Below are 21,809 nucleotides of genomic sequence, written 5' to 3'. Positions count from 1 at the left end.
TGACGAGCTCAGCGCAAACAATTTTTAATTAAATACGTGCCACAATTGCCGCAGCAACATCACTGGTGGTATACCCTGCATTTGGGTAGATATCTGGCGTACCAACACCGGCTTCAACCGCTTCTGCCACCGCTTTTTCAATCGTACGAGCCGCTTCATCTTGCCCTAGTGAGTAACGCAACATAAGCGCAGCACTTAAAATTTGCGCGATTGGGTTTGCAACCCCTTTGCCAGCGATATCTGGTGCTGAGCCACCAGCTGGCTCATACAAACCAAAGCCAGACTGATTTAAACTCGCTGATGGTAATAAGCCCATAGAGCCTGTGATCATCGCGCACTCATCAGACAAAATGTCACCAAATAAGTTATCGCAAAGTAATACATCAAACTGACTTGGCTGCTTAACTAACTGCATTGCCGCGTTATCAACATAAATGTAGTCAAGGCTTACCTCTGGGTAGTCTTTGCTCACTTCAGAGACCACTTCACGCCAAAGTACGCTGGTCGCTAATACATTCGCTTTATCAACCGAAGTAACATGATTACTACGCAGCTTAGCGGCTTCAAAGGCAAAGCGTGCGATGCGCTCAATTTCTTTACGTGAATATGTTTGGGTATCGAAAGCAGCTTCTTGCTCACCTTCGCCACTTCGGCCTTTTTCACCGAAATAAATACCACCGGTTAGCTCGCGCACACATAAGATATCAAAGCCTTGTGCACTGATATCTGCACGTAGTGGTGATGCAGCACTTAGTGCTGGTAATAATTGTGCTGGGCGTAAATTACAGAACAAACCAAAATGCTTACGCAGTGGCAACAGTGAAGCTCGCTCAGGTTGCTCATTCGGTGGTAAGTTTTCCCACTTAGGACCACCTACCGAGCCAAATAAAATCGCATCGGCATTTTCGCAGGCACTCAGTGTGCTTTGCGGCAGTGCCTGGCCAAACTCATCAATAGCAGCACCACCAATCGCGTGATGATGACGAGTCAAAGTAAAACCAAATTTTTCGCTTACAGCATCCAAGACGGTTTCTGCTGCTGCCATAACTTCTGGACCAATCCCGTCGCCTGCTAATACTGCGATACTGTAATTCGATTGACTCATCCTGCTTTCCTCTGTTGTTTTAAATCAGACACTTTTTGTGCACGATAAATTAAGTTATAAACGCGGATCATAGCGCGTACCGACGCTTCAACCACATCCGCTGCAATGCCCGCACCGTGATAAGGGCGACCATCGTATTTAGCGATAATATTCACTTGTCCTAGCGAGCTGGCGCCTTGGCCTGTTGCTTCTAGGTTATATTCAATCATCTCAACCGACATACCCGTTAAGCGCTCAATTGCTAAGAATGATGCTTCGACAGGGCCGTTACCCGTTGCTGCCTCTTGCTTAGACTCGCCATCAATTGTCATGCCGATTGTTGAACTCGCCACCGATTGTGAGTTAGACGTAGAGTTAACAAACTCAAGTTGGTACTTCTCGTCTTTATCTTTGATTTGATTAAAGTAAATCATCGCTTCTAAGTCGTAGTCATACACAGTACCTTTTTGGTCTGCTAATGCTAAGAAGCTGCTGTATAAGCTATCCATATCGTAATCAGATTTTTGATAGCCTAACTCTTCTAAACGATGCTCAATAACATGACGACCTGAACGCGAAGTCATGTTTAATTGGTTATTTGGTACACCAACACTTTCTGGCGACATAATTTCGTAAGTGTTTTGTGCTTTTAATACGCCGTCTTGGTGGATCCCTGAGCTGTGTGCAAAGGCGTTTTCACCAACAATTGCTTTGTTTGGTTGCACTGGCATATTACAAATCTTCGCTATTTGGCGCGAAGCACGGTAAATCTCTTCACTGCGAATATCGGTATGCACTTTTAAGTGGTCTTCACGCATCTTCATGATCATCGCGACTTCTTCAAGCGAGCAGTTACCTGCACGCTCACCAATACCATTTATTGTACATTCGATTTGGCGAGCACCGGCTTGTACTGCAGCGATTGAGTTAGCAACCGCTAAACCTAAATCGTTATGGCAATGCACGCTTAAACGCGCCTTGTCGATATTTGGCACATTGTTCATTAAGTGGTGGATCATCGCAGCGTATTCGTCTGGCGTTACATAGCCTACGGTGTCAGGTAAGTTGATAGTTGATGCACCCGCATCAATAGCGCTTTCAACGATACGGCATAAATCCCAATGCGGTGTACGACCTGCATCTTCACACGAAAACTCAACGTCATCCGTGTAGTTACGCGCAAGTTTAATCGACTTAACAGCCATCGCTGTTGCATCGTCTAAGCTCATACGTAATTTGTGCTCAAGGTGTAATGGACTGGTTGCAATAAATGTATGAATACGACCCTGCTCTGCTGGGCGAAGTGCTTCACCACATGCTTCAATATCTTTTGCTACAGCACGTGCTAAGCCACAAATAATCGGCCCTTTCACTTCAGTCGCAATGCGCTGTACAGAGCGAAAATCTGCCGGACTAGATACCGGAAAACCCACTTCCATTACATCCACATTTAAGCGGCTAATGGTATGCGCAAGTTGAATTTTGTCGTCTTCGGTTAGGCTTGCTTTTAATGCTTGCTCACCATCACGTAACGTTGTGTCAAAAATCCAAACCTTATCTTTCATAAACTGTCCTCGTTCCCAATGACCCATTAGCGAGATAAAAAAAACCCCGCGGTTGCGGGGTTTTTTAATGTTCTACAAATGCAAATACACTAAGCCCCGCTCACTGATTTAAGCAGTAAGAGGTTTAGTTTTAATGTAATTGAATGTGTAATTTGCATCTTAATTTACTAAATGTGTGTTCAGTGGCTGTATTTTTAACATTCAAAAAACTTGCTTGCAAGCATAATTTTTCCACAAAAGCGATTTTTAAATCGCCTTAATAAAATTAAAAATCCACAAAAGCACACTTTAAAGGTTAATTAAACCCAATTAAATGCATTGAACGTTTAAAGTTTCGGAAGGTAAAGCTTCTATTGCTTAGATTAACTTTTAAATGTGATAGTTATCACATACACATAAAGTAACAGTACGAGGAAAAAATCTAATTATTTAGTAAGGCGTTCTAAAAAGATCATCGCTCCTCACGCCATTGCGCTTGCCCAGAGCCAAGTTCATGTAATACACGGCCAATTCTATTCCTTTCAGAGCGCGCATTAGTTAGCCATACTTTTATTTCACCAGTTTCTCCCATACCAATTATCAAGTAGGGGGTTATATTTGTTTCTATTTCTCCTGTGCTTACCCATGTATATCTAGGTAAATTTTTAGCTAATTTATACCCTGCCTTATCTATGGCCACTTCACCGTAGTAAATTCTATTTTCTGATTTATCGAGCCATTCAACCGCCACTTTTTCGGGAAATTTTTGGTCGTACAAACTGACTGTACCGCCAGCCTCAGCATAACAACACTCAATTGCCCCTGATGGTATGCCCCATGTATCATCAAATACCACTGAGCGCCCCCAAATAGCATTCCCATTCTCAGTGCCAACGCCTGCTACCATGTAATCTATTTTTCCCGTTGTCGAGCAACCGGCCAAAAACAAAGCACATGCAATTGAGATGAGTGGTTTTATAAACTTGTCCATAGTCACTAAATGCATTTTTAATTATTCTCGCGCCATTGCGCTTGCCCTGAGCCTAGTTCATGTAATACTCGCCCTGTGAACCCTGCTGAAGGTGTATTTGATATCCACACTTTTATTTCACCAGTTTCTCCCATACCAATAATTAAATAAGGCTTTATTTCTTTAAATACCTCTCCTGTTGATAGAGTGAAGGTAGGGAGTGATTTGGCTAATTTATACCCCGCCTTATCTATGGTCACTTCACCGTAATAAATTCTATTTTCTGATTTATCGAGCCATTCAACTTCAACTTTTTCCGGGAATTTTTGCTCATAAACTCCGACCATTGCACCTGCCGTAGCTCGGCAACACGACATTGCACCTGCAGGGACACTCCAACGCCCATCAAATTCTATTAATGTCGCAAAAATATCATTACCTTCATCAGTTGAGCCAGATACGACCATGTAATCTATTTTTCCTGTTGACGAGCAACCGGCTATGAGCAAAGCACATGCAAGTGAGAAGAGTGGTTTTATAAACTTGTCCATAGTCGGTTTTTATTTATTCTCACGCCATTGCGCTTGCCCAGAGCCAAGTTCATGTAATACACGCTCAGTTCTATTTCTTCCCGAGGGCGCATTGGATAGCCAAACGTTGATTTCACCTGTCTCGCTCATTCCTATTATTAAATAAGGTATGATTTCTTTTGCTTTGCGCCCAGTGCTCACAACGGTGTATCTAGGTAAGGTTTTAGCTAATTTATACCCAGCCTTATCTATGGCCACTTCACCGTAATAAATTCTATTTTCTGATTTATCGAGCCATTCAACCGCCACTTTTTCGGGGAATTTTTGGTCGTATACACCAACTGTCGCTCTTGTTTCTCCATAACAGCAACCAATAGCCCCTGATGGTATGCCCCATGCATCATCAAATATCACCGAGCGCCCCCAAATAGCATTCCCATTCTCAGTGCCTACGCCTGCTACCATGTAATCTATTTTTCCTGTTGACGAGCAACCGGCTATGAGCAAAGCACATGCAAGTGAGATGAGTGGTTTTATAAACTTGTCCATAGTCGGTATCCATTTATTAGTTGTGATTGCCATTGTGTGCTTGTTTCAGCTTGGCTTGGCTGGTTATAAAAAAGCTCGCGCTGTTGGTTTTTAGTGGTAAATTCTGCTTCTTCTTCAGGGCCGTGAGCTATCGCATCAATCGTTGCTGCGTATTTAACACTATGGTGAATGTAGTCTTTGTATAAAGCATGCCAGGCATCACTTTGCGGCCCAAAACTGCGCGCTGTATCTACAAGCGATTTAAGCTCGCTTGGTAAAACATAAGGAAAAGCCTGACCATCAGCTTGTTTACGGTTGGCAAGCTCTGCTAGGTTTTGCAACGGCACCCCTTGATTTACAGCCGTTTCGTGCATTAGCGCTAAACTGTAATGCGGCAGAATATTACTTAATTTACGACGCCAATACGGCCTATAGCTGGTGTAAATTGTATTTTCTGATTTATTCCAAATCCGCTTTGGTTGCCGATTTATTCTTGGCCGGCTTGCTTTAAATTGAATATTAATTGTTGGCCAATAATATTTTTGTTCAAGTGTCTGTTTAAGCTGTACGAGCTCTTTGTCGTGCTCTAGCTCACCGGCTTGGCCCACAATATACTGCCGAGGGTAAAGAATACTCGTTTCGACGGGGCCATAACCGCCACCAATATCTGAGTGCACACCTGGGAGCTCAATTTCTTTGTGGTTTTCTGATAGCTGCATGTTACTACTGAGTAATGAGCTAAGAGGGAATTTATCGCGCTTTTCATCAAACGCAGCTAAGTGCATTACATACCCGGCACTACTGCTCGCTAAATTTAAGTTAATGGGGTAGTCAAGTTCGTCATCGGCGTAAAATTCGCTGTGGTTATTATCGCCATCGCCGCCAATAGATGCAACACTATCAAATAAGCCTACAAAACGAATAACAGGCTTAATGCTGCCCCAATAATTTGGCTTGTCTTGATATATTGCATTGACCTGATTAATAAACGCTCGCGCTTGGGCTGCACCTCGACTAAAACCAAACACATCTATGAAGACCACTCGTACTTTTTGAAAACTCTCAAAAAATACGTTCATAGCAGATATAGTTTTTTTTATACGCTCGTCAAAACTAAACGCCAAGCCCATATCTAGTGTTGAATCACTTTTATTCGCTTTGGTACCAATTCCTTCTACGTAATGGCGTGCTTGAAAGTCTTCAGCGGGATATAACTCAAACAACTTAACAACATTCGTAGGCTCCTTGCTGTCTGTTGAGTCTTGTATGTCGTTAAAACGGTTATTACCTGTGCCATCAAAAAACACCCCAAAGCAAGGCGGTTCGGCAAGTAAGGTGAGTTCTACATGGCCTTTAGGTAAAATTTTATGCTTAAATAGTTGCGGGCCGCCCTTACTGCCAATATTAAATGACTTTACCGTGTTTGAATTAAAATAGTCTGCAAATTGCTGCTCATTTACAAGAGTAAACTCGGCCTTACCAGCAACAATTGCTTTGAGAGTGTAAGGTGTATCTTGCGACAGGTTATTAAAACGGTAGTGCTGCGCTGCTTGTTTTTCAACTACGACCTTGTTGCCTTGTGAAAGTAGCTGTATTTCTACATCAACATCGCCCAGTACTTTTACAATAATATGCTTTGTTGTTGCACCCGCACCGGTATTAATAACAAGTGTATTAACAAGGTTTACTGCCATTGGCATTGCTTGGCTCATTACTTATGCTCCGTATACGTCAACAAGACGACGTTTAGTAATAGGCCCTGCTATGCCATCAACTTGCAACTGCTGTGCAAGCTGAAAAGCTTTAACACCTGTTTGTGTTTTTGATCCATTAATTCCATCAACCTTCCCACAATCAAATCCAAGTAAATTGCAACGCCCTTGCACTCCTGACAAGGTTTCAATAGGGTCTAAGTGCCCAACTTGAATAGCAAAACTCTTTGTTGGTGTGGTGTCTTCATCATTGAGATATAAATCTACTTGCCCTGTAAGCATTTCATTTTCGGTGAGCTCTACTTCAATTAAACCATCTTCTGCTATGACGGTATCAATTGTTTGCCCTGCGATATTCAATACAATGCGCTTTCCGGTAATTTGCTCGCCATTTTCGTAAGCTAGTTTTAAACGAAAGAATTCTTTTTCATCACGCACCATAAAAGAGTTTTTACTATCTGTTTTCAGTGGCATGAATTTTTCAACTTTTGCTGGAATAGCAATTACGTCGCCGGGGTAAATTTGGTTAGGATCAGGCCTTAAAGAACGAAACTCAGCATTAAGCGGATGCAAGTAAAGACCATTAGAGGTTCTAAACCCATATTGACGAGCAATGCGTAGCAAGGTTTCGCCTTGCGACACAGTATGTTGTAAGGTCATAAATTATATCCTTATAAATTTATTCATTACGGGAAGGGCTGGCCACCTGCCAGTCTTTGTCATCTAACTCATGAAAGCTTATTTTAGCGTTTTCAAAGTCAGGGCCTGATAGGTGGGCATAACCCTTACTATCTAATACTCCACTGACTACATGCCCATTACGCAAGCGAATTTTATAGCCCATGTTTGGCTGTGGGTTACCTGCTTGATCAAGCAACTCAATTTCATATTCTTGTGTTGGTTGAAGCACTGTAAAAGAGGTGGTTTCCACAAGACCTGACGCACTCACAGTGACAGCATAAACACCTGGCTTCACAACAAAATAATGCTGCCAAAACGATATTTCATCTGGGCGCTTTTTTTCTAATTGCAATGTAATTTGACCATTTGTAGGCCCTTGCCAAACTATATCTATACTGCGGCAATTACTGCAGGAGCCTTCTATATTTAATTTCCAACCATTGGGAACTATCAATCCAGTACCTACCGGTGCGGGCTTAGCACGACTAAACCCCAAATTGTAATCATAAATAAGGTTCGCATTTTTATAGCCTGTATATTGTTGAGCTAACATTTCTACCGTTTCAGATGCTTGGAGCACATGGGTTGTAAAATTTTGCCGAACTTGGTGAGATGCTTTTAACTCTACCTTACTATTTGCAACAGGCTTATAAAGAGCTAACGTAGGTTGAAATTGTTGAGTTGCTGTTGGGCGGATAACACGACGAGTATAAGTTATGTGTTGATCTATCCTGTTGGGTTGTCCTTCGTTGCCATTGCTATGTAATAGCCTAGCTTGTTGATCTCTTAAATCAGCTGATGTTGCATTGCTAGCAGCCTCTGAGCTATGGATCTTTGAAATAGTAGCGCTTTTTGGGTATAGCGCAATACGGCTATAAACATGGCGAAACTGACTGTAAGGAACTCGCTTCCAACCATTTTGGTTAATCCAAAACTGGCAGCGCTTGTCATCTCGAAATTGTGAGACCTGATGAGCGTCTAATACGCCAAACAAGTTATCTTGAATTTTCTTTTGCAGACTTTTCGGTAAAGAATATAACAAACTGCGGCTCAGGTCCCGAAAGCTTGGGCTGTTTTTTACCGTTGTTTCTTCACTCTGTTCTAAAAAATGGCCATGAGTATTATTCACCGGATCCTTGGTGAGCATGTGCGTCCTCGCTATTTATTCATTTTGTGGCGTAACTGACTATTTAGAATTCAGTCACTAAATTTAAACAAAAAAACGATACACAAAATGGGAACAAAAATCCACCATGCTTTAGGCTGTTTTTTCTACACTACCTTTACTATCACGACCATACAAAGTGGCACCGCGAGCAATATAGCGTAATTGCCAGATCAAACGCTCAACCAGTTCTTCACGTTGTGTCCCTTCAATATCGAGGGCTTCGGCACCGGCGTTAAATACTAAAGTCACCATGGCTTCGGCTTGAATGTATGCATGAGTTGGGTCGCATGGTGTTTCGCTTTCAAGGTAATGCGCAAGCTCTAAAATGAAATGTTTAATTTCACGCGCAACCGCGGCACGAAATGCTTTTGAAGTTCCTGAGCGCTCACGCAATAACAATCTAAATTGGTTGCTCGAGTTATCGATAAACTCCATAAAGGTAACGATTGATGTCGTGATCACACTACCACCACTCTCAATACGGCGACGCGCTTGGCGCATAAGCTGGCGAAGTGTTAAACCAGCTTCATCAACCATGGTCAAACCGAGCTCATTCATGTCTTTAAAGTGGCGATAAAAAGAGGTGGGTGCAATCCCTGCTTCACGGGCAACTTCACGTAAGCTTAAATTAGAAAAACTATGATCGGCACTCAATTGATTGAATGCGGCCTCGATTAGTGCTTGTCGTGTTTTTTGTTTCTGTTGCGCTCTAACACCCGACATGGAAACTCCCAGCGTGAACTTTTAATGATTTTTCGGTTAATGAGCTAGTCTAATACTTGACGCGGAGAGAATGAAACACTATTTTAGCGTACAACTGTACGCCGAGATTTATTCAGATGAAAAAACCACCGATTATTTGGACCAATGTGCTATTTTTTAGCCTTACATTTTTGGCCGCGATCACCCTTGTTCCTTGGTATGGCTTTAGCTACGGATACACCAGTACACAGTGGATAGCCTTTGTTGGCTGTATGTTCTACGCCGGACTTTCTATTACTGCAGGTTATCACCGTTTATGGGCACACAAAGCCTATGATGTGCATCCTGTTATTGAAGTGATTTTTGCCTTAGGTGGTGCTTTTGCATTACAAAATAGCGCCTTGCACTGGAGTAGCGATCACCGTATTCACCATGGTCAAGTTGATGATCCAATCAAAGACCCTTACGCCGCTACTAATGGCTTTTGGTATAGCCACATCGGTTGGATGCTGCGCGATTATCAAGGCGAGCAATACGGTAACTACAGTAACTGTCGTGACTTACAAAAAAACAAAGTCGTTATGTGGCAACACCGTCACTATATGAAGTTAGTCGTCGCGACTAATTTTGGTATTCCTTTACTACTTGGTTTAATGCTTGGCGATGTATGGGGCATGTTATTACTGGTTGGTTTACTACGCTTAGTATTGAGCCAACATTTTACCTTTTTTATCAACTCGCTGGCGCATATTTGGGGTTCACGTCCGTACACAGAAAAAAACACCGCCCGTGATAATGGCTTTTTAGCGCTATTCACATACGGTGAAGGCTATCATAACTTCCATCACATTTTTGCTAGCGACTATCGCAATGGCATTAAGTGGTATCACTATGATCCAACTAAGTGGATGATCCGCTCTCTAGCTGCAATCGGCCTTGCTTCAAAATTAAAGCGCACACCGATTGAGCGAATCGAAAAAGCCAAAGCAGAAACCTTGATGAATAAGACTCAAGGTCGCCTTGCAAAATTGCCTTTAGCGCAAGATAAGCTTACATTATTACAATCTGAGTACGATTTACTGCTGAAAAAACTGCAACACTTCTGTGCCTTGCAAAAACGCGTGTTAGAAATCAAACGCAATAAAATGATGAAACAGTGTGAAAAATCAGCATTAATGACACAATATCACGAGCTTGAAGCCGCTTGGGAAAACCAAAAGCAGGCTTGGCTTGCACTAAATGCGAGGTTGTTAAAAGCCTCTTTTAGTTAACATAGGAGCGGCTGTGGCCAAACAACAAGTAAAGCAAAAAGATACTCCATCTTATCAATATGATGCAATCATCATAGGTACAGGTCCTGGCGGTGAAGGTACCGCCATGAACCTATCTAAAAGTAACAAAAAAGTCGCTGTTATTGAGCGTCAAGAAGCAGTAGGTGGCGGTTGTGTGCACTGGGGTACTATCCCGTCAAAAGCATTACGTCACTCTGTAAGTCGTTATATTGAATATAAAGCAAACCCGCTATTTAATATTAGTGAGCGCCCTAACCGCTTAACTTTCCCAGATATTTTGCGTCACGCAAGTAACGTCATTTCAAAGCAATCTAATTTACGCAGCAGCTTTTATGAACGTAACCGCATTCATATGTATCAAGGTGATGCTGAGTTTATTGATAAACACACTATCAAAGTGACGCACTTAGACGGTTCGTTTGAAACTCTTACTGCACAAACAATCGTTATTGCTACTGGCTCGCGCCCTTACCGTCCACCGGGTGTAGACTTTAAACACCCACGTATTTACGACAGCGATACGATTTTAGGCCTTGAAGATGACCCTCATCGTGTGCTGATTTATGGTGCCGGTGTAATTGGTTGTGAGTATGCCTCTATTTTTAAAGGCTTAGGTGCCAAGGTTGACCTAGTGAATACCCGTGACCGCCTACTTGCCTTTATGGATGCGGAAATATCAGATGCTCTGAGCTATCACTTTTGGAATAGCGGCATTGTTATTCGCCATAATGAAGAGTTTGATCGCGTAGAAACTCGCGATGATTGTGTGGTAATGCACTTAAAATCAGGTAAGCGCGTAAAGGCTGACTGTATTTTATTTGCCAATGGTCGTACTGGTAACACAGACACATTAAACCTTGAAGCTGTTGGCCTAAAAGCAGATGGTCGTGGTCAGCTTAAAGTGAACGAAACATACCAAACAGAAGTCGATAACATTTATGCTGTGGGCGATGTAATAGGTTACCCAAGCCTTGCCAGTGCGGCATTTGACCAAGGCCGTATTGCAGCCGATGCGATTGCATGTGGTAACTGTGATGAAAAGCTGATCATTGATATCCCAGCAGGTATTTATACAATCCCTGAAATGAGCTCAGTGGGTAAAACCGAGCAAGAGTTAACTGCTGCAAAAGTCCCTTACGAGGTAGGCCGTGCTCAATTTAAGCATTTAGCGCGTGCGCAAATTGCAGGCACTGAGGTGGGTAGCTTAAAGATTTTATTCCATGTTGATACCAAAGAAGTACTGGGTGTGCACTGCTTCGGTGAGCGTGCCTCTGAAATCGTTCACATCGGTCAAGCAATTATGGAACAAAAGAACGGCGGTAATAACATTGATTACTTTGTAAATACCACGTTCAACTACCCGACCATGGCAGAAGCCTATCGCGTAGCTGCATTAAATGGTTTAAACCGTTTGTTTAAGTAACGAAGTAAATTACAACAAAAAGCCCGCTTAATGCGGGCTTTTTTACGATTAGCTTTTGCTTATTTGTGGTATTTACCACTGAATTCATGAACGGCGTTGATAAATACACCTGCGTTTTCTGGGTCTACATCTGGTGTAATACCATGGCCTAGGTTAAATACATGGCCAGAGCCTGTACCAAAGTCTTCTAGGATAGTGGCAACTTCTTGGCGAATACGCTCAGGCGTGCCATGTAACATTGCTGGGTCCATGTTACCTTGCAGCGCGACTTTATCGCCAACACGACGTTTTGCATCACCGATGTTAATAGTCCAGTCTAGACCTACTGCATCACAGCCAGTTGCTGCAATTGCTTCAATCCACTGACCACCATTTTTAGTAAATAACGTCACTGGTACTTTGCGGCCATCATGTTCGCGAATTAAGCCATCAACAATCTTGTGCATGTATTGTAATGAAAACTCATTGTAGTCACGTGGGCTTAATACACCGCCCCATGAGTCAAATACCATTAACGATTGCGCGCCCGCTTTAACTTGCGCGTTTAAATAGTCGATTACTGAGTCAGCTAATTTATCAAGTAATAGGTGCAGTGTTTGTGGCTCTGCAAAGGCCATTTTCTTGATTTTACCGAATGTTTTGCTGCTACCACCTTCAACCATGTAAGTGGCAAGTGTCCAAGGTGAACCAGAGAAACCAATTAGCGGTACTTCACCTTTTAATTCGCGACGAATCGTACTTACCGCATTCATCACATAACCAAGCTCATCAGTTGGATCGATATTTGGGATTTTTTTAACATCTGCTAATGAAGAAATCGGACGTTCAAATTTTGGACCTTCACCTGTTTCAAAGTAAAGACCTAAGCCCATAGCATCAGGAATAGTTAAAATATCACTGAATAGAATTGCAGCATCAAGCGGATAACGACGTAATGGCTGTAACGTTACTTCACAAGCAAGTTCAGCGTTTTTACATAAACTCATAAAGTCGCCTGCTTGGGCACGTGTAGCACGGTATTCAGGTAAATAACGGCCAGCTTGGCGCATCATCCATACCGGTGTGACATCAACAGGTTGCTTTTGTAGTGCACGTAAATAACGATCGTTTTTTAATTCGCTCATGCGTATAGAATCCTAGAACTGAATGAAATTGAGCAGATTGTATCACCATATTGCGCGTCTCACTATGGATAGATAATCAAGGCTAGATATAGATCATGTTTTTTAAGCCAGCCTAAGCACAATGTGCGTTTTTTGAGCGAAAATAAAATAAATTTAAAACTTTTCATTAATAAATTTGCAACATACAAAAAAGCTTGGTATAACTTATCCCGCGTTAACAAAAACAATAATAAAAATCTTATAACAATAAGAACAACAATCTTCCCATAATAATAAGAACGCTTGTTTTAACAAGTCTTAGAAAAAGAATTAAACCACCAATTTTGGTGGTTTTTTCTTTTCTAAATCAGCAAATTACAACTCATCCGCTTAGATAAAAATTGCAAAATTAATACTAGTAGTTTTGAATCAATTCCCATACACTGCAATGAGAGCAAAGAAAGTCCACTCTTAAAATGAGGTTATTTTTTGGCCTATTCAGCGCTAAAAAGTATGTCTTTAGAATGACTTTTACAATCTGTTGCAATTAGACACTAAGAATTTAGTTGATCTTTGTGTCATATTTCCTTTTTATATATACAAAGGAAAACCTACTCAGCGAGGAGATGAAATATGCTGACGCGTTTGGAAAAAGCTCAACAAAAGTGGGGTGGTAGTCACTCTGTAATCGACAAATGGCTCACAGAACGTCAAGAGCTGCTTGTGTTGTTCTGCCGTATTGCAGGCTTTTCACCGTACGAAAAGAAAGATCATGCCCTTCCTGATCAGCTGCAAATTCAAAACTTTTGCCAAATTCTGATGGATTACCTTTCTGCTGGCCATTTCGAAATTTACGACGACATTGCCAAAGCGTGTGAAGAAAAAGGTCCTGAGAGCCAAAAGCTGGCGAATGCCTTATACCCGCGCATTTCTGAAACCACAGATGTAGCACTCGACTTTAACGACAAATACGCAGAAGTTGACAAAGATGACTTGCTTGATGAGTTTGATAAAGACCTATCAATCTTAGGCGAAGCACTTGAACTGCGCTTTGAGCTAGAAGATGAGTTAATCGACAACTTATATTCTAATCACACCAGCTAACAGCTTAGTTGCACAGCAGAGAAACACTCTCTGCTGAAGTGTTTTCGCCTTGCCAAAAAGAATCATCTATTCCATTTTGCAACAAATATTTGAAATATTTTCTTCAATGCGATACTCATACTATAAAAACATGAGGCTCGCTATGAATAAACGGTCATTTTTAAAGTCACTTTCAATTCTTGCCGCCGGCGCAAGTCTGACATCAGCTCCTTTAATGGCGGCACAGAATGCTAGTACCCAAACATTAATCAAGCCAAAAGCGCTGGAAAAAGGCGGCACAATTGGGCTATGTAGCCCTTCAGCTGCCACTGCTGCGCACGCTGATATTTTATTAGCACAAGGCGTTATAGAAGCACTGGGTTACAAGGCTAAGCTTGCACCAAACATTTTAGCAAGACGTGGGCATTTAGCTGGCACTGATGCAATGCGAGCCGGCGACTTAAATAGTTTATTCAGCGACAAAGAGGTTGATGCCATTTTGTGTTTACGTGGCGGTTCAGGCGCTGCCCGTATTCTACCTTTGCTCGACTACGCAATGATCCGTAACAACCCAAAACCTCTAATGGGCTATTCAGATATTACCGCTCTTCACAATGCATTACTGTCTCAAGCTGGGTTAATCAGCTTTCATGGTCCAAATGCATCAAGTGACTGGAACCCGTTTCATGTCGCGCAATTTAAGAGCATGTTCGAAGCGCGTAAATTGATGCATTTCCAAAACTTACCAAAAGCCGATGATGAGCTTGTTAACACTCAGTACCTGACCCAAACGATTACACCAGGTAAAGCCACGGGACGATTAATCGGTGGCAACTTAACAGTACTGACAGCCCTCGCAGGCTCGAATTATTTACCTGACTTTAATGGCGCAATTTTATTTTTAGAAGATATCGACGAAGCGCCGTATCGAATTGACAGGATGATGAGCACACTAAAACTTATGGGCGCACTGGATAAAATTGCAGGCTTTGTATTTGGCGATTGTAATGACTGTAAGCCTGGCCGTGGTTATGGCTCTTTAACCCTTGACGATATTTTTACAGATTATATAAAACCGCTGGGAATTCCTGCTTATCGTGGGGCCATGATTGGCCATATTAAGCGCCAATTTATCCTGCCTGTTGGCACCGTGGTTGAGCTTGATGCAGATAGTGGCACATTAAAAATGAAAGAAGCGGCATTTAGTTAATAAAAATTTGCGCATAAAAAAAGGGCTAAAAAGCCCTTTTTTATTGAGTTAAATATTACTCAGCTGGTACAGCTTTGTCATCGCTTTGGATTTCAAGTAATTCTACTTCGAAAACAAGCGTTGAGTTTGCAGGGATCTTACCAAGATCACGCTCACCGTATGCAAGTTCAGATGGAATAGTGAACTTGTACTTAGAGCCAACTGGCATTAATTGTAAACCTTCAGTCCAACCTGGGATCACACGATTAAGTGGGAAAGTAGTTGGCTCATTACGTGAGTAAGAGCTATCGAACTCAGTACCGTCTAATAAAGTGCCTTTGTAGTGAACTTTAACAACGTCAGTTGCTACTGGCTTTTCGCCTTCACCTTCAGTGATCACTTCGTACTGTAGGCCAGATTCAGTTACTATAACGCCTTCTTTTTTCGCGTTCTCAGCTAGGTATTTTTCGCCTTCAGCTTTGCTCTTTTCAGATTCTACTTTCGCTTTTTCTTGTTGTTTAGTGCGAATGCTTTGATCAAGTGCAGTTAACACTTCACGAATTTTTTCGTCATCAAGTTTAGCGTTACCCGCTAGTGCGTCTTCAAAACCACGCTTAAGAAGTGCTTCGTCTAGTTCAACACCTAGCGCTTTTTTATCAGCAAGGTCTTGGTTTAAGAAATTACCAACAGATGCACCAATACCGTATGCTTGTTGTTGAGCTTCAGTCTCTAGTTTAACTTCAGCTTGCTGCTCTTTTTTTGCTTCCTGATTACAAGCTGTAAGCGCTAAAACTGACGCTGCAATCAATGACAATTTAATCGTCTTTCTCATTTTATATCTCCGACACACTTTGCAGTTGTCAATTATTGTATTATTACTAGTTAAAGATTAACGACCTACATGGTAGGCTGCTTGTCTAATAACTAACGTCATGCCTATGCATGATCAGCGATTAGACTAACAACCTAGGCCTTCAACGAGACCTAGTCTAACCTCTCAATCACTAAGAGTTAAGGGGAAATACTCGTAATATGTCGATATTTCGTACTTTTTTGTATCTGCTCAGCCTTTGCTTAGTTGTAGCCTGCTCTGAGCAACATGAGCAATCAACTGCACGCTATGAGCATGCGGCTAAAGGTGCCTTCGCCTCCGCGCTGTCGCACGATGGTAAATACAGCTTAATCTCATCAATACACCATGGGGTCGCACTGTGGGATAATCAACAACAGGTGCTAAAATACCAATGGTTCCAACAACAAAATCAAGATAGCCTAGTTCATACTGTTGCTATCTCGTTCGACAATAGCCATGCAGTTACCGCTGAGAAGTCCACCTTTGCAGTGTGGGACATTGCCACGGGCAACAACACGGGTTATTACAAAATACACGCCTCAACAATTCGAGATATCGCGATAAGTAACCAAGGGCGCAGTGTATTATATGGTCGCGCCGACGGTGTAGTCGTTTACCTCGACTTAGAGAGTGGCAGGCGCATAGAGTTCCTTGGCCACCAAGAAAAAGTCAATGTTGTTGATCTATCGCCTAACGGTCACTACGCCATTAGCGGCTCAAATGATTATGTTGCTTACTTTTGGGATACTCGCACAGGGCAAGTGATCCACCGCTTTAATCACCCAAGTCGCGTTACTCAAGTCACCCTTGATCCACAAGGTCGTTACGCATTTACCGCAGACAGTATGAAGCAAGCAAATGTATGGCAACTGACTACAGGTGATCTTGTTAGCAAACTGGCGTATATTGCGCGTCAGAAAATTTTTACCGCCGTCCGTTTTAACGATGAAGGCACTTTAATTGCCACCGGTTCACCCAATCGATTGGTTGATTTATGGCAGCTAGAGTCGGGTAAAAAATTACAAACGTGGCAAGTGATTCCTCGAGAAGGAAGCCGCCCGAAATCAGCCGTGGTGTTAGATGTTGCGTTTACTGATAACAACCAAGCGTTATTAACCGAAAGCTCCAGCGGATTCGCTGAAAGTTTTAATCTAAGAGAATCAAATGAATACAATTGAAGATCGTCTAATGGAACTTGAAGCGAAAGTCGCTTTTCAAGATGAAACAATTGAAATATTAAACGATGAGCTTAAAGCGCACCAACAGCAGCTGGCTAAAATGAAACGCCAGACAGAGTTACTTGCAGAAAAGATTAAAGAAGCACAGCAGCCATCTTTAATGTCACAAATGCAAGAGCCGCCACCGCCGCACTATTAATTAGGTAGTGATAGAGCCGGGAATTAATCGCCCGGCTTAAATACACCAATCACTTGCTCAAATTGGCGTGTTGAGGCTTGCACTGCCTGCTCTGGTTGCGTCATTTTGTGGCCACACTGTACGCACTCCACTTTTTCCACATCATGTTCTTTATAAAGCATCATGGTATCCATGGCCTTACACTCAGGGCATGATGCGCCAGCAATAAAGCGTTTCTTTTGTCTCATAGATGATCTCCCGTGGCATGTAGGCGGCTATTTTAGCCTAATAATTCTCTGTTTGATACGATTGCGAAGGCTAATGTGATCCGTGTTATGATAGCGACAATTAAATCAGTGCTGTGCAAGTAAACATTCATGATCCAAATTTCAGACATCGAACTTCTACGTGGTGGTAACGCCTTACTTAAAGGGGCTTCTGCAACCTTATTCCCAGAACATAAAGTCGGCCTTGTGGGCGCTAATGGCTGTGGTAAATCAACGCTGTTCGCGCTATTAAAGTCTGAATTGCAACTCGATGCCGGTGAATGCCAAATTCCTAAAGACTGGTCAATTGCTTCTGTGAAGCAAGAAACACCCGCGCTCGAAATCAGCGCTCTAGATTATGTATTACAAGGTCACCCTGAATATTACGCGCTAAGAATTGCACTACGCGAAGCTGAGCAAAATAACGACGGCGATGCGCAAGCAAAAGCACATATTGGCCTAGAACATATTCAAGGCTATAGCATTGAGGCAAAAGCAGGAGAGCTATTACACGGTTTAGGTTTTAGTAATGAGCAAATAGACAACCCAGTGAGCGCCTTTTCTGGTGGTTGGCGTATGCGCTTAAACTTAGCACAAGCACTTATTCGTGATGCCGATTTATTACTGCTGGATGAGCCAACCAACCACTTAGATCTCGATGCTGTTTACTGGTTAGAACGCTTTTTACGTGCCTACACAGGCACGCTAGTGCTTATTTCCCATGACCGAGAGTTCTTAGATGCCGTTGTTGACCAAATTTGGCACATAGACGCACAAAAAATAAATGTTTATAAAGGCAATTACTCGCAATTCGAACGCCAAAAAGCAGAGCGCTTATTACAACAACAAGCGATGTTCGAAAAGCAACAAGAACAAATTGCTCATCTAGAAAAATTCATTACACGCTTCAAAGCAAAAGCCAGTAAGGCTAAGCAAGCACAAAGCCGCGTAAAAGCCCTAGAGCGTATGGAAAAGCTGGCCCCAGCCCATGTTGACTCACCCTTTGATTTTGAATTTGCCGAGCCTACAGCGCTGCCAAACCCGTTAATGACTCTCGACCAAGCCAAAGCAGGCTATGGCGACACCACAATTTTACACAGCATCAAGCTAAACCTTGTGCCGGGTAGCCGTATTGCGCTGCTTGGCCGAAATGGTGCGGGTAAATCAACACTGATTAAGTTATTAGCTGGCGATTTACAACCTCAAGCAGGTGAAGTATTTCAGCATCAGGGCTTAAATATTGGTTACTTTGCGCAGCATCAACTTGAGTCACTTGATTTAAAAGCCAGCGCGGTTACCCATTTACAACGTTTAAATCCGCAAGCTCCAGAGCAATCACTGCGTGACTTTTTAGGTGGCTTTGCGTTCTTTGGCGATAAAGCTCTTGAGCCAGTTGCGCCATTTTCTGGCGGTGAAAAAGCCCGTTTAGTGCTAGCTATGCTGGTGTATCAAAAGCCAAACCTACTGTTACTGGATGAGCCGACTAACCACCTAGATTTAGAAATGCGCCATGCTTTAGTTATGGCGCTGCAAGGCTTTGAAGGCGCTATGGTTACCGTATCGCACGACCGTCATATGCTTAAAAATACCGCTGATGAGTATTACCTCGTTGATAACGGCGAAGTAACACAATTTGGTTATGACCTTGATGCCTATTACCAATGGCTACTGAATGCCAATAAAGAAGCTGCTAAAAGCCCTGAAGATAATGCCCCTAAAGCCCATTCAAGCGTTAACCGCAAAGAGCAAAAGCGCTTAGAAGCTGAGTTCAGAAAGTCAGTGCAGCCGTTGAAAAAGCAAATCGAAAAGCTTGAAAAGCAACTTGATAAGTACTCTACAGAGCTTGGTGAAATCGAAAACGCACTTGCCGACAATGACTTATACAATGATGAAAATAAAGCCAAACTGACAGAGCTGCTCGCTAAGCAAGCAAGCTTAACACCCAAGCTTAATGACGTTGAAGAAGAGCTACTCATAGCACTTGAAGAACTTGAAGAAAAAGAGCAGGCCTTTGCCGATGAAACCGCTTAACAGCGAACAGTTTTGGCAGTTTGCATGCAAGCTTTACAGCAAAGACGGCATGCAAGCAAAGCTACTAGGCTATCAAGACCAGCAAGGCAAAAATGTTAACCTTTGCCTGCTGCTTTATTATCTTGATTCTTTAGAGCTGGCTGTAACAGCCTCTCAACTGAGTGAGCTTGAGTCGTGCATTGCCGAGTTTGACCAACAAGCTTTACAGCCCCTACGAGCCACACGCGCCTACCTGAAAACTATTCAAAACGAGATTTCAGACTACCCTACCATCCGCAAAGAGCTACTTAGCGCAGAACTAAAGCTAGAAAAACAACAGCAACAATTACTGATAAACACAGCGAATACGATGGTATTCACTCAGTACACAAATGCTGAAAATATAAGGCTTTATGTCGGTACTGAGTTAGCGAGTTAGCGAGTTAGCGAGTTAGCGAGTTAGCGAGTTAGCGAGTTAGCGAGTTAGCGAGTTAGCGAGTTAGCGAGTTAGCGAGTTAGCGAGTTAGCGAGTTAGCGAGTTAGCGAGAGTAAAGTTTAAAGAGTCTAGGTCAAGCCTAATTGTGAGAATGGTTCTAATTCGGCACTAAAGTGCCTCCTACGGTATTTTATTTCTGAGTAAGACACCGCACTTAACAACCTCATCGATCTTATCTGACGTCTGAAAGCTGAAAGCTGATAGCTCCGCTTACGTTGGGTTTCGCTCCGCTCAAACCAACCTACTCAAAGAATGAACAGAGTGAATGCTGAGTAAGACACTGCACTCAACAACTCCACCGCTCAACTGATGTATGACGGCTGAAAGCTGATAGCTATGTCTACTCCCTTCCATATCTATCATCAAATCGCTCGATGTCAGTTTCATCAAGTATCGCTCCGGTTTGTACTTCGATAACGATCAGTGGCGTGTTTTGTTGATTAGCAAGGCTGTGCAATTGCTTAGCTGCAATATAACAAGATTGATCAGCTGTTAATTCAAATTCGTCATCGCCTACTCGCACACTTGCCACTCCAGAAACAACAACCCAATGCTCTGCACGGTGCTGATGTCGTTGAGTTGAGAGTTTTGCGCCGCTGTTTACGATGATTTTCTTTACTTTAAAGCCAGTGCTTTCAATTAAAGTTCGATAGTTGCCCCAAGGTCTGAATACGGCTTGATGGTGGGTTAGTTTATCGTTATCGACAACAGCAAGCTGTTTAAGTAAATCAGGGAGCTTATCGAGCGCACTTTTGTCTGCCACTAAGGTGGCATCATGAGTATGTATAATTGCTTTATTACTCACGCCGAGCGCCGCGATAGTGTGGTCAGCTTCACTTATAAGTAGATTATTCTCGCTATCTAAGCTCACCCCTTGCGAAGCTAAATAATTGCCATGCTGGTCTTTTTCTGCGATTTTCGACAATGCTGAAAAGCTGCCAACATCGCTCCAATTCAAATCAACAGGAATAACAGCAACGTTAGCGCTACGCTCCAAAATAGCATAATCAATAGAATCACTTGGGCATGCTGTGAGCGCATCCGCAACAGGCCGTTGAAAACCTAAATCTGCGGTGAAGCTTGCCGCTTTTGCGATACTGTTAGCAATCTTTGGCGCAAAACGATTAAGCTCGTTTAAGTACACATCTGGTAAAAATAAAAACATGCCGCTATTCCAGCCATACTCACCACTGGCAAGGTATTTTTCGGCTAATTGCAGGGCTGGTTTTTCTTTGAACTCAGCCACCTTAAAACAACCTTCATGGGCTAATGGCTCGCCTTGGCGAATATAACCATAGCCGGTATGTGGCTCAGTGGGAGTAATAGCAAAGGTTACTAATTGTTGTTGCTGACAAAGCGCTATCGCATTATCTAAGCAGGCAATAAGCTTATCAAAATCACTGATATGGTGATCAGCAGGCATGACTAGTAAGGGATCGGTTAGACCATTTTGCAATGCAAATTCAGCGGCCAAGGCAATCGCTGGCGCGGTATTTTTACCTTCAGGTTCAAGCAATAAAGTATAGCTATCTGTGATTTCTGCAACTTGCGCTTTAGCGATAAAGCGATGCTCTTCATTGCACACTAAAATTGGCGCATTAAATCGTGAGTCAGCCACTCGTAAAAGCGTGCTCTGTAACAGTGATTTTTCGCTTAGTAAAGATAAAAACTGCTTAGGCATCGCTTTACGCGACAAAGGCCATAAACGAGAACCTATGCCACCAGCAAGAATAACGGGGGTGATTTTGCGACTCATGATTGCTTATAGTAAATAATCCAACCATGAGTTTAACAAATTTTTGAGTATGCGGCTTCGAGC

The 21,809-nt window shown here is 42.6% G+C and carries 21 protein-coding genes; 8 read left to right on the top strand and 13 right to left on the bottom strand.

The genetic code is table 11. The features are described 5' to 3' along the window. Positions 1 to 28: 28 nt before the first annotated feature. From leuB to fabR, 9 genes are all read right to left on the bottom strand, one after another. Positions 29 to 1,105: a 3-isopropylmalate dehydrogenase gene (gene leuB / locus AADY36_RS00880; RefSeq protein WP_054554475.1), complete on the bottom strand. Its 1,077-nt coding sequence runs from the start codon at positions 1,103 to 1,105 to the stop codon at positions 29 to 31. Next, on the bottom strand, positions 1,102 to 2,649 hold the full coding sequence (gene leuA, locus AADY36_RS00875) for a 2-isopropylmalate synthase (RefSeq protein WP_054562897.1): 1,548 nt from the start codon (positions 2,647 to 2,649) through the stop codon (positions 1,102 to 1,104). Before leuA ends, leuB begins: the two co-directional genes overlap by 4 nt. A 451-nt stretch (positions 2,650 to 3,100) precedes the next feature. Continuing rightward, the gene (locus AADY36_RS00870) at positions 3,101 to 3,634 is read right to left on the bottom strand and encodes a DUF2931 domain-containing protein (protein ID WP_342408392.1); all 534 of its coding nucleotides are present in this window, start codon (positions 3,632 to 3,634) and stop codon (positions 3,101 to 3,103) included. A 2-nt stretch (positions 3,635 to 3,636) separates the two neighbouring features. Next, positions 3,637 to 4,149: a DUF2931 domain-containing protein gene (locus tag AADY36_RS00865; protein WP_342408391.1), complete on the bottom strand. Its 513-nt coding sequence runs from the start codon at positions 4,147 to 4,149 to the stop codon at positions 3,637 to 3,639. 9 nt (positions 4,150 to 4,158) lie between these two features. Then, positions 4,159 to 4,677: a DUF2931 family protein gene (locus AADY36_RS00860; protein ID WP_239962291.1), complete on the bottom strand. Its 519-nt coding sequence runs from the start codon at positions 4,675 to 4,677 to the stop codon at positions 4,159 to 4,161. Next, positions 4,662 to 6,368: a T6SS phospholipase effector Tle1-like catalytic domain-containing protein gene (locus AADY36_RS00855; protein ID WP_239962289.1), complete on the bottom strand. Its 1,707-nt coding sequence runs from the start codon at positions 6,366 to 6,368 to the stop codon at positions 4,662 to 4,664. The genes AADY36_RS00860 and AADY36_RS00855 overlap by 16 nt, the downstream gene beginning before the upstream one ends. Before the next feature lie 3 nt (positions 6,369 to 6,371). Then, the gene (locus AADY36_RS00850; protein ID WP_342408390.1) at positions 6,372 to 7,028 is read right to left on the bottom strand and encodes a PGRP and LysM peptidoglycan-binding domain-containing protein; all 657 of its coding nucleotides are present in this window, start codon (positions 7,026 to 7,028) and stop codon (positions 6,372 to 6,374) included. A gap of 19 nt (positions 7,029 to 7,047) precedes the next feature. Beyond that, positions 7,048 to 8,196 (bottom strand): hypothetical protein, encoded by a 1,149-nt coding sequence (locus AADY36_RS00845; RefSeq protein ID WP_342408389.1) that lies wholly within the window; start codon positions 8,194 to 8,196, stop codon positions 7,048 to 7,050. Between the two features lie 111 nt (positions 8,197 to 8,307). Then, positions 8,308 to 8,940, bottom strand: coding sequence for an HTH-type transcriptional repressor FabR (gene fabR, locus AADY36_RS00840; RefSeq protein WP_054554482.1), 633 nt, complete (start codon positions 8,938 to 8,940; stop codon positions 8,308 to 8,310). A 116-nt stretch (positions 8,941 to 9,056) separates the two neighbouring features. On the opposite strand from fabR, the gene AADY36_RS00835 reads away from it, so the two are divergent. Both AADY36_RS00835 and sthA read left to right on the top strand, forming a co-directional pair. Continuing rightward, the gene (locus tag AADY36_RS00835) at positions 9,057 to 10,190 is read left to right on the top strand and encodes an acyl-CoA desaturase (protein WP_058586121.1); all 1,134 of its coding nucleotides are present in this window, start codon (positions 9,057 to 9,059) and stop codon (positions 10,188 to 10,190) included. Positions 10,191 to 10,203: 13 nt separating this feature from the next. Beyond that, complete coding sequence (gene sthA / locus AADY36_RS00830) at positions 10,204 to 11,634, top strand: Si-specific NAD(P)(+) transhydrogenase (RefSeq protein WP_054562900.1); 1,431 nt, start codon at positions 10,204 to 10,206, stop codon at positions 11,632 to 11,634. Between the two features lie 59 nt (positions 11,635 to 11,693). Here sthA and hemE read toward each other — a convergent pair whose 3' ends face one another. After that, the gene (gene hemE, locus AADY36_RS00825) at positions 11,694 to 12,758 is read right to left on the bottom strand and encodes a uroporphyrinogen decarboxylase (protein ID WP_054562901.1); all 1,065 of its coding nucleotides are present in this window, start codon (positions 12,756 to 12,758) and stop codon (positions 11,694 to 11,696) included. A gap of 612 nt (positions 12,759 to 13,370) precedes the next feature. Between hemE and AADY36_RS00820 the strand changes: the two genes are divergently transcribed. Then, positions 13,371 to 13,841 carry an Rsd/AlgQ family anti-sigma factor gene (locus AADY36_RS00820; protein ID WP_054562902.1) on the top strand — a complete coding sequence of 157 codons (471 nt, stop codon included), beginning with the start codon at positions 13,371 to 13,373 and terminating at the stop codon, positions 13,839 to 13,841. A gap of 142 nt (positions 13,842 to 13,983) precedes the next feature. Continuing rightward, positions 13,984 to 15,030 (top strand): S66 peptidase family protein, encoded by a 1,047-nt coding sequence (locus AADY36_RS00815; RefSeq protein WP_200907867.1) that lies wholly within the window; start codon positions 13,984 to 13,986, stop codon positions 15,028 to 15,030. Positions 15,031 to 15,085: 55 nt separating this feature from the next. Here the strand turns inward: AADY36_RS00815 and fkpA are convergent, their stop codons facing one another. Then, complete coding sequence (fkpA, locus tag AADY36_RS00810) at positions 15,086 to 15,841, bottom strand: FKBP-type peptidyl-prolyl cis-trans isomerase (protein ID WP_342408388.1); 756 nt, start codon at positions 15,839 to 15,841, stop codon at positions 15,086 to 15,088. 200 nt (positions 15,842 to 16,041) lie between these two features. On the opposite strand from fkpA, the gene AADY36_RS00805 reads away from it, so the two are divergent. Together AADY36_RS00805 and AADY36_RS00800 are read left to right on the top strand one after the other, a co-directional pair. Then, entirely contained in the window at positions 16,042 to 17,040 is a 999-nt protein-coding gene (locus AADY36_RS00805) for a WD40 repeat domain-containing protein (protein ID WP_055020552.1), read from the top strand. Next, positions 17,027 to 17,239 carry a SlyX family protein gene (locus tag AADY36_RS00800; protein WP_054554490.1) on the top strand — a complete coding sequence of 71 codons (213 nt, stop codon included), beginning with the start codon at positions 17,027 to 17,029 and terminating at the stop codon, positions 17,237 to 17,239. Before AADY36_RS00805 ends, AADY36_RS00800 begins: the two co-directional genes overlap by 14 nt. Positions 17,240 to 17,262: 23 nt before the next feature. On the opposite strand, the gene AADY36_RS00795 is transcribed toward AADY36_RS00800, so the two are convergent. Next, positions 17,263 to 17,466 (bottom strand): YheV family putative zinc ribbon protein, encoded by a 204-nt coding sequence (locus tag AADY36_RS00795; RefSeq protein WP_054562906.1) that lies wholly within the window; start codon positions 17,464 to 17,466, stop codon positions 17,263 to 17,265. A 129-nt stretch (positions 17,467 to 17,595) separates the two neighbouring features. Here AADY36_RS00795 and AADY36_RS00790 point away from each other — a divergent pair, with 129 nt between their 5' ends. Both AADY36_RS00790 and AADY36_RS00785 read left to right on the top strand, forming a co-directional pair. Then, complete coding sequence (locus AADY36_RS00790; RefSeq protein WP_054562907.1) at positions 17,596 to 19,515, top strand: ATP-binding cassette domain-containing protein; 1,920 nt, start codon at positions 17,596 to 17,598, stop codon at positions 19,513 to 19,515. After that, on the top strand, positions 19,502 to 19,933 hold the full coding sequence (locus AADY36_RS00785; RefSeq protein ID WP_054562908.1) for a TIGR02444 family protein: 432 nt from the start codon (positions 19,502 to 19,504) through the stop codon (positions 19,931 to 19,933). Before AADY36_RS00790 ends, AADY36_RS00785 begins: the two co-directional genes overlap by 14 nt. A 397-nt stretch (positions 19,934 to 20,330) precedes the next feature. On the opposite strand, the gene AADY36_RS00780 is transcribed toward AADY36_RS00785, so the two are convergent. Continuing rightward, the gene (locus tag AADY36_RS00780) at positions 20,331 to 21,746 is read right to left on the bottom strand and encodes a mannose-1-phosphate guanylyltransferase/mannose-6-phosphate isomerase (RefSeq protein WP_200910006.1); all 1,416 of its coding nucleotides are present in this window, start codon (positions 21,744 to 21,746) and stop codon (positions 20,331 to 20,333) included. Positions 21,747 to 21,809 lie beyond the last annotated feature (63 nt).

This window comes from Pseudoalteromonas sp. D15MCD-2 (assembly GCF_038562745.1).
In the GTDB taxonomy this organism is placed as follows: Bacteria; Pseudomonadota; Gammaproteobacteria; order Enterobacterales; family Alteromonadaceae; genus Pseudoalteromonas.
Note: the sequence above shows the minus strand (reverse complement) of the source record. Positions and strands in the feature narration are given on the sequence as shown.

What these genes read in the sequence shown, in the direction of transcription:
- leuB (WP_054554475.1), bottom strand. Translation starts at nt 1,105, where the DNA reads ATGAGTCAATCGAATTACAGTATCGCAGTATTAGCAGGCGACGGGATT.
- leuA (WP_054562897.1), bottom strand. Translation starts at nt 2,649, where the DNA reads ATGAAAGATAAGGTTTGGATTTTTGACACAACGTTACGTGATGGTGAG.
- AADY36_RS00870 (WP_342408392.1), bottom strand. Translation starts at nt 3,634, where the DNA reads ATGCATTTAGTGACTATGGACAAGTTTATAAAACCACTCATCTCAATT.
- AADY36_RS00865 (WP_342408391.1), bottom strand. Translation starts at nt 4,149, where the DNA reads ATGGACAAGTTTATAAAACCACTCTTCTCACTTGCATGTGCTTTGCTC.
- AADY36_RS00860 (WP_239962291.1), bottom strand. Translation starts at nt 4,677, where the DNA reads ATGGACAAGTTTATAAAACCACTCATCTCACTTGCATGTGCTTTGCTC.
- AADY36_RS00855 (WP_239962289.1), bottom strand. Translation starts at nt 6,368, where the DNA reads ATGAGCCAAGCAATGCCAATGGCAGTAAACCTTGTTAATACACTTGTT.
- AADY36_RS00850 (WP_342408390.1), bottom strand. Translation starts at nt 7,028, where the DNA reads ATGACCTTACAACATACTGTGTCGCAAGGCGAAACCTTGCTACGCATT.
- AADY36_RS00845 (WP_342408389.1), bottom strand. Translation starts at nt 8,196, where the DNA reads ATGCTCACCAAGGATCCGGTGAATAATACTCATGGCCATTTTTTAGAA.
- fabR (WP_054554482.1), bottom strand. Translation starts at nt 8,940, where the DNA reads ATGTCGGGTGTTAGAGCGCAACAGAAACAAAAAACACGACAAGCACTA.
- AADY36_RS00835 (WP_058586121.1), top strand. Translation starts at nt 9,057, where the DNA reads ATGAAAAAACCACCGATTATTTGGACCAATGTGCTATTTTTTAGCCTT.
- hemE (WP_054562901.1), bottom strand. Translation starts at nt 12,758, where the DNA reads ATGAGCGAATTAAAAAACGATCGTTATTTACGTGCACTACAAAAGCAA.
- AADY36_RS00820 (WP_054562902.1), top strand. Translation starts at nt 13,371, where the DNA reads ATGCTGACGCGTTTGGAAAAAGCTCAACAAAAGTGGGGTGGTAGTCAC.
- AADY36_RS00815 (WP_200907867.1), top strand. Translation starts at nt 13,984, where the DNA reads ATGAATAAACGGTCATTTTTAAAGTCACTTTCAATTCTTGCCGCCGGC.
- fkpA (WP_342408388.1), bottom strand. Translation starts at nt 15,841, where the DNA reads ATGAGAAAGACGATTAAATTGTCATTGATTGCAGCGTCAGTTTTAGCG.
- AADY36_RS00805 (WP_055020552.1), top strand. Translation starts at nt 16,042, where the DNA reads ATGTCGATATTTCGTACTTTTTTGTATCTGCTCAGCCTTTGCTTAGTT.
- AADY36_RS00800 (WP_054554490.1), top strand. Translation starts at nt 17,027, where the DNA reads ATGAATACAATTGAAGATCGTCTAATGGAACTTGAAGCGAAAGTCGCT.
- AADY36_RS00795 (WP_054562906.1), bottom strand. Translation starts at nt 17,466, where the DNA reads ATGAGACAAAAGAAACGCTTTATTGCTGGCGCATCATGCCCTGAGTGT.
- AADY36_RS00790 (WP_054562907.1), top strand. Translation starts at nt 17,596, where the DNA reads ATGATCCAAATTTCAGACATCGAACTTCTACGTGGTGGTAACGCCTTA.
- AADY36_RS00785 (WP_054562908.1), top strand. Translation starts at nt 19,502, where the DNA reads ATGAAACCGCTTAACAGCGAACAGTTTTGGCAGTTTGCATGCAAGCTT.
- AADY36_RS00780 (WP_200910006.1), bottom strand. Translation starts at nt 21,746, where the DNA reads ATGAGTCGCAAAATCACCCCCGTTATTCTTGCTGGTGGCATAGGTTCT.